Annotated in this window: 5 protein-coding genes; 2 read left to right on the top strand and 3 right to left on the bottom strand. The window is 71.9% G+C overall.

Annotated features, from left to right (window positions below; all coding sequences use genetic code 11):
* Positions 1-16: 16 nt before the first annotated feature.
* The gene (locus AC1D01_RS17720) at positions 17-856 is read left to right on the top strand and encodes a dioxygenase family protein (RefSeq protein ID WP_477868529.1); all 840 of its coding nucleotides are present in this window, start codon (positions 17-19) and stop codon (positions 854-856) included.
* A 13-nt stretch (positions 857-869) separates the two neighbouring features.
* Here AC1D01_RS17720 and AC1D01_RS17725 read toward each other — a convergent pair whose 3' ends face one another.
* Genes AC1D01_RS17725 through AC1D01_RS17735 form a run of 3 tightly spaced genes read right to left on the bottom strand, consistent with a single transcriptional unit; the run spans position 870 to position 4,223 of the window.
* Positions 870-2,231, bottom strand: a complete 1,362-nt coding sequence (locus AC1D01_RS17725) for a hypothetical protein (protein WP_477868521.1) — start codon at positions 2,229-2,231, stop codon at positions 870-872.
* 56 nt (positions 2,232-2,287) lie between these two features.
* The gene (locus AC1D01_RS17730; RefSeq protein ID WP_477868523.1) at positions 2,288-3,079 is read right to left on the bottom strand and encodes a LytR/AlgR family response regulator transcription factor; all 792 of its coding nucleotides are present in this window, start codon (positions 3,077-3,079) and stop codon (positions 2,288-2,290) included.
* A 10-nt stretch (positions 3,080-3,089) separates the two neighbouring features.
* Positions 3,090-4,223: a sensor histidine kinase gene (locus AC1D01_RS17735; RefSeq protein WP_477868525.1), complete on the bottom strand. Its 1,134-nt coding sequence runs from the start codon at positions 4,221-4,223 to the stop codon at positions 3,090-3,092.
* Positions 4,224-4,358: 135 nt separating this feature from the next.
* On the opposite strand from AC1D01_RS17735, the gene argH reads away from it, so the two are divergent.
* Positions 4,359-5,762 (top strand): argininosuccinate lyase, encoded by a 1,404-nt coding sequence (gene argH, locus AC1D01_RS17740; protein WP_477868527.1) that lies wholly within the window; start codon positions 4,359-4,361, stop codon positions 5,760-5,762.
* The last annotated feature ends 144 nt before the right edge of the window (positions 5,763-5,906 follow it).

The raw sequence follows: 5,906 nt of genomic DNA on the forward strand, positions 1-5,906 counted from the left end.
GTGCTGCAATGAGGGCATGAACACCCTGCCCGCGATCTTCCTGTCCCACGGCTCGCCGATGCTGGCGCTGGAACCCGGCGCCACCGGCCCGTTCCTGCAGCGCCTGGGCGCAGCGCTCGACGCCCACCACCCGCGCCCGAAGGCGATCCTCGCCGTGTCGGCGCACAGCCTGGCGCGCGAGCCGGTGCTGCTGGGCGCGGCCACGCACCAGGCGGTGCACGACTTCGGCGGCTTCCCCGACGCGCTCTACCAGCTGCAGTACAACCCGCCCGGCGCACCGGAACTGGCCACGCAGGTCGAGGCGCGGCTGCGCGCGGCCGGCCTGCCGGTGCACCACAGCGACGAAGGCGGCCTGGACCACGGCATCTGGAGCATGCTGCGCTTCATGCGCCCGCAGGCCGACATCCCGGTGCTGCCGCTCGCGTGGGTGCCCAACCTGCCGCCGGCGCAGCAGTTCGCGCTCGGCGAGCTGCTGGCCTCGCTGGCCGACGAGGGCGTGCTGGTGATGGGCAGCGGCAGCATCACGCACAACCTGCGCCGCATCGTCAGCAACGGCCGGCCGGCACTCGACGCCGCCGAGATCGCCGAGAGCGCGGGCTTCCGACGCTGGATGCTCGAGCGCAGCGCCGCCCGCGACTGGGAAGCGCTGTTCGACTACCGCCGGCAGGCGCCCGCTGCGGTCGACATGCACCCGACCGACGAGCACCTGCTGCCGTGGTACGTGGCGGCCGGCGCCGGCGGCCGTGCGCACGCGCCCGAGCGGCTGCACGAGGCGGTCACGTATGGGTGCCTGGGGATGGATGCGTATGCGTTCGGGCCGGGGGCCGCGGCGCTGAAGCAGCAGCTCGCCGCCTGACAGCGGCGGACCCTCAGCGCGCGAGTGCGACGACGCCGGAGGCCGGCGCACTCGCCGCGCGGGCCGAAGCCGCCGCCCGATCCTCGCCGTACTGCTTCGCGAGCGCGGCGACGTCCTGCCCGGTGCGGGCGATCAGCATGCGCGCCGCACCGATCTCGCCGAACTGGCTCATGTCGAGCACCCACCGGGTCTCGCGCTCGATCTGCGCACACGACCACTCGGTGCCGGCCGCGGCGGCCATCGGCTTCAGCGCCTGCGACATCGCGTCGCGCTCCAGGCGCAGCGCCTGCAGGCGCTCGGCCGGCCAGCCGACGCGCGCCCCCAGCGCCTGGCCGATCGCCATGTCGAGCAGCGTGGTCGAGCGCTTCGACAGCAGCTCGGCGATGTCGGCACACACCTGCAGGCGGTTGCCGTCGCGCACCGCATTTGCATCGCAGTGCTGCATCAGCGTCTTCAGCCCCGGCATCGCCAGCGCCGACTCGACCGCCTCCGCGCGTGCCATCACCGCGCGCCGCTCGATGGCCGGCGTGCCCGGCGGCAGGTTGCGCAGCGCGAGCGCGCTGACCTGGCCCCAGCGCAGGTCGGCGGTCGTCGCCTTCGAGGCGCGGTACAAGGCCTCGTCGACGAGGCCCGTCTCGCCGCGCTGGTCGGCCTCGGAAGCAACCTCCAGCCAGGCGTCGGCATTGTTCGGGTCGAGCGTCGCGAGCTGGCGTGTCGACAGCATCTGGCAGGCACCGCCGGGGCTCGCCCGGCAGGCCCGCCATGCGAGCGTGTAGACGGCCGGCGAGCGCGTCGCGACCGCCATCTGCGCGAGCGCATCGCGCTGCGACGCGTTGGCGCCCACGCGGGCCTGGCGCTGCAGCTCGGATTCGCCCGGTTCGGCCGGCGCGTTGCAATCGGCACCGTCACAGGGCTGCGGCGCGTTCCCATGCGGCGGCCCCTCGTCGCGTTGCAGCAGCAGGCCGGCGGCACGCGCCAGCTCGTCCGGCTGCTGGGCCAGCGTCGTGACCAGGCGCCGGCGGGCTGCATCGCCGGCCGTCGTGAAGAGCGTGCGGTCGAGCGGCTGGCCGCCCTTGGCCTTCACGCGGCCGATGCCGCAGACCTCGATCTCGTCGGCCGCCAACGGTGTGCTGGCCGCTGCAGCGGCGGCCGTTACCGCGTTGCCGTAGGCCTCGGCGAAGCCGTCCATCAACGGCGGGCCGGGCATCGGGAAGGTCTGCGGCGCGGACGCCGCGGAATCGACCGCCTCGGCGACGACCGGTTCGGCCGGCGGCACCGGTGCCTGCGGCGAGCCTTGCCAGACGAGCGCGAACAGCAAGGCGACCAAGGCCAGGCCCACCGTCGCGCGCACCGCGTTGCCGGGCGGCCCGCTCATTGGAGCACCTTCGTGCTGCGCACTCCGGTATTCGCCCTTGGGGCGGCCCGGCGGGCTCATACGCCGCCCTCGGCAATCGCCTCCTTGACGGCGGCCACCTGCCGCCGCGACACCACCAGCCAGTCGTCGACCGGTGCGACGCGCACCACCCAGCCTTCGACCGCTTCGCCGCCGTCCTCGCCCGGCAGGGTGCGCCGCTCGAGCGCGCGCAGCGCGCGGCGGGCGACCAGCGCATTGCGGTGGATGCGCAGGAAGCGTTCGCCCAGGCGTTGCTCCAGGTCGGTCAGGGCGTCATCGAGCACATGGGTGTGGGTGGCGGTGCGCAGGGTCACGTACTTCAACTCCGCTTTCAGGTACAGCACTTCGGACACCGGCACGCGCAGCTTGCGGCCCAGGTCGTTGACGAGGATCACCGGTTCGTCGTCCGGCATCGCCGCGGCCGGCGCCGCCCGCGGCGCCAGCCGCTGCACGACGCGCTGCAGCGCCGCCTGCAGGCGCTCGCGGCGCACCGGCTTGGTCAGGTAGTCGGCGGCATCGAGCTCGAAGGCCTGCAGCGCATGCTCGGCGTGCGCGGTGACGAACACGATGGCCGGCGGGTCGCTGCGGCGGCGCAGCTGGGCGGCCAGCTGGCGCCCGTCGGGGCCGGGCATGTGGATGTCGAGCAGCAGCAGGTCGCAGGCGTTGGCGGCCAGCCATTCGAGCGCCTGCTGCGCATTGCCGGCCTCGCCGACCACCTCGGCGCGCGGCTCGACGCAATCGCCCACCAGGCCGCGCAGGCGCAGCCGCGCCAGCGGCTCGTCATCGACCAGCAGCACGCGCAGCGGCGCCAGGGCGGAGGGGTTGCTCATGGCAGGCAGCTCACAGCGGCACCACGATCTGGACGCGGAACACGTCGCGGTCGAGCTGGGTCTCGAACTGCGCCGCCACGTCGTGCATCAGCTTCAGCCGCTCGCGCACGTTGCGCAGCGCCATGCCGCTGCCGGGGCGCGAGCCGGAACGCGGCACGGTGTTGGCGATGCTGACCACCGCATGTGCCCGCTTGACGCGCGTGCGGATGCGGATCACGCCGCCGTCGGGCGAGGGTTCGACGCCATGGCGCACCGCGTTCTCGACCAGCGGCTGCAGCAGCAGCGGCGGCACGCGCGCGGCGCCGGCGTCCTCGTCGAGGTCCCAGCTGAGCTGCAGGCGCTCGCCGAAGCGGATCTGCTCGATCGCCAGGTAGCGCTGCGCGAGCGCGACCTCTTCGCTCAGGCTGACCGATTCGTCGGTCGCGCTGAGCGCGACGCGGAACAGCTCGGCCAGGTCTTCGAGCAGGTGCTCGGTGCGGGCCGGGTCGAGCCGGGCCAGCGCGATCGCGGTGTTGAGGGTGTTGAACAGGAAGTGCGGGCGGATGCGCGACTGCAATTCGGCCAGCCGAGCTGCGGTGTCGGCCGGCAGCCGGGCGCGCGCGCGCAGCGTCAGCCAGTAGAACAGCGCGGCGGCGAGCGCGGCGCCGGCCAGCATCGGCGCGGCCAGCCGCATGGTGTCCTGCAGCCGGATGTCGACCGCCAGCAGCAGCGCCCAGCCGAACGCACCGCTCAGGCCGCCGATGCAGACCGCGGCGCACCACTGGCCGGCCACCGGCAACCGGGCGAGCGGGCGCTTCAGCAGGCACACCGACACCAGCCACAGCAACACTGCCGGCAGTGCAATGCCGGTGGCCTGGCCGAGCAGGTTCAGCCAGGCCGACAGCGTGGGCGCCGCGAAGCTGACGCCGACCGCGACGACGCCGTGCACGAAGAACAGTGCGCGCAGCACGACGCCGACGTGGCAGACGTCGAAGGCCGACACCGGCCCGAGCGGCTGGCGGGCCAGCGGCACCGCGCCGAAGTTGGTGGAATTGAAGATGCTGCTGCCGCGCTGCTCGTCGGGTCGGGTCGACTCGGACCACAGCGGCGCCGGGCGGCTGGGCGTGGGGGCGAAGGCGGAGGTGGTCGCGTGGGGTTCGGGCATGGCGGTTGGATGGCCGAATAGAATCCGGGGCTTCCCCCGGTGCCTGCGGCCACCAGTGCATTGTCGCCAACTGGCGCCGCCCGGCAACCGAGCCTACCAAGCGTTACACGACGCCCCGTTGCGAGCGCCCCGACGATGTCAGCCAATCAACTCGACAAGAAATCCGAAGCCTGGTCGGCCCTGTTCTCCGAGCCGATGAGCGACCTGGTGAAGCGCTACACCTCGAGCGTGAGCTTCGACAAACGCCTGTGGAAGGCCGACATCGCCGGCAGCCTGGCGCATGCCGAGATGCTGGCGGCGCAGGCGGTGATCGGCGCGCAGGACCTGGCCGACATCCGGCGCGGCATGGCGCAGATCACGCAGGAGATCGAGTCCGGCGCGTTCGAGTGGAAGCTCGACCTCGAAGACGTGCACCTCAACGTCGAGGCGCGGCTCACGCAGCTGGTGGGTGACGCCGGCAAGCGGCTGCACACCGGCCGATCGCGCAACGACCAGGTGGCGACCGACGTGCGGCTGTGGCTGCGCGACGAGATCGATGCGCTGCTGCCGCTGCTGGCGGCGATGCAGCAGGCGCTGGTGGGCGTGGCGGAGCGGCATGTCGAGACCATCCTGCCGGGCTTCACGCACATGCAGGTGGCGCAGCCGGTGAGTTTTGCGCACCACCTGCTGGCGTACGTGGAGATGTTCGCGCGCGATGCCGAGCGCCTTGCCGACGTGCGCAGGCGCGTGAACGTGCTGCCGCTGGGTGCGGCGGCGCTGGCCGGCACCAGCTACCCGCTGGACCGCGAGCGCGTCGCGAAGACGCTGGGCTTCGACGGCGTGTGCCAGAACAGCCTCGACGCGGTGAGCGACCGCGATTTCGCGATCGAGTTCGCGTCGTTCGCGAGCATCACGATGATGCATGTGTCGCGGCTGGCCGAGGAGATCGTGCTGTGGATGAGCCAGAACTTCGGCTTCATCAACCTGGCCGACCGCTACTGCACCGGTTCGTCGATCATGCCGCAGAAGCGCAACCCCGATGTGGCCGAGCTGGCGCGCGGCAAGAGCGGCCGGGTGATTGGCCACCTGATGGGGCTGCTGACGCTGATGAAGGGCCAGCCGCTGACGTACAACAAGGACAACCAGGAAGACAAGGAACCGTTGTTCGACGCGGTCGACACGGTGCGCGACACGCTGCGCATCATGGCCGAGATGGTGGCCGGCATCGTCGTGAAGCCCGAGGCGATGGAGCGTGCGGCGCTGAAGGGCTATGCGACCGCGACCGACCTGGCCGACTACCTGGTGAAGAAGGGTTTGCCGTTCCGCGATGCGCACGAGGTGGTGGCGCATGCGGTGAAGTTCGCGCTGAGCGAAGAGCGCGACCTGGGCGACCTGCCGCTGGACGTGCTGCAGGGGTTCCATGCGGCCATCGACCCGGACGTCTTCGACGTGCTGACGCTGCGCGGCTCGCTGAATGCACGCAACGTGCTGGGCGGGACGGCACCGGAGCAGGTGCGGGCGCAGCTTGCCCGGCATCGCAAGAGGCTGTTCACTGCGTGAGGCTGCTGCCGGGTCTCGCCCCGGACGCTGCGCTGTGCTTGCCGGCCGGTTTCGCCCGGCCGGGCGAGTCACTTTCATTTGAGCCCAAATGAAAGTAACCAAAGCAAAGGGCTTCAATACAACACCATACGGTTCGTTCTGCCC

The organism is Rhizobacter sp. P3_B12 (genome assembly GCF_056402895.1).

Excerpts from the sequence above, each read along its gene's own strand:
- AC1D01_RS17725 (WP_477868521.1), bottom strand. The coding sequence starts at position 2,231 with ATGAGCGGGCCGCCCGGCAACGCGGTGCGCGCGACGGTGGGCCTGGCC.
- AC1D01_RS17730 (WP_477868523.1), bottom strand. The coding sequence starts at position 3,079 with ATGAGCAACCCCTCCGCCCTGGCGCCGCTGCGCGTGCTGCTGGTCGAT.
- AC1D01_RS17735 (WP_477868525.1), bottom strand. The coding sequence starts at position 4,223 with ATGCCCGAACCCCACGCGACCACCTCCGCCTTCGCCCCCACGCCCAGC.
- argH (WP_477868527.1), top strand. The coding sequence starts at position 4,359 with ATGTCAGCCAATCAACTCGACAAGAAATCCGAAGCCTGGTCGGCCCTG.
- AC1D01_RS17720 (WP_477868529.1), top strand. The coding sequence starts at position 17 with ATGAACACCCTGCCCGCGATCTTCCTGTCCCACGGCTCGCCGATGCTG.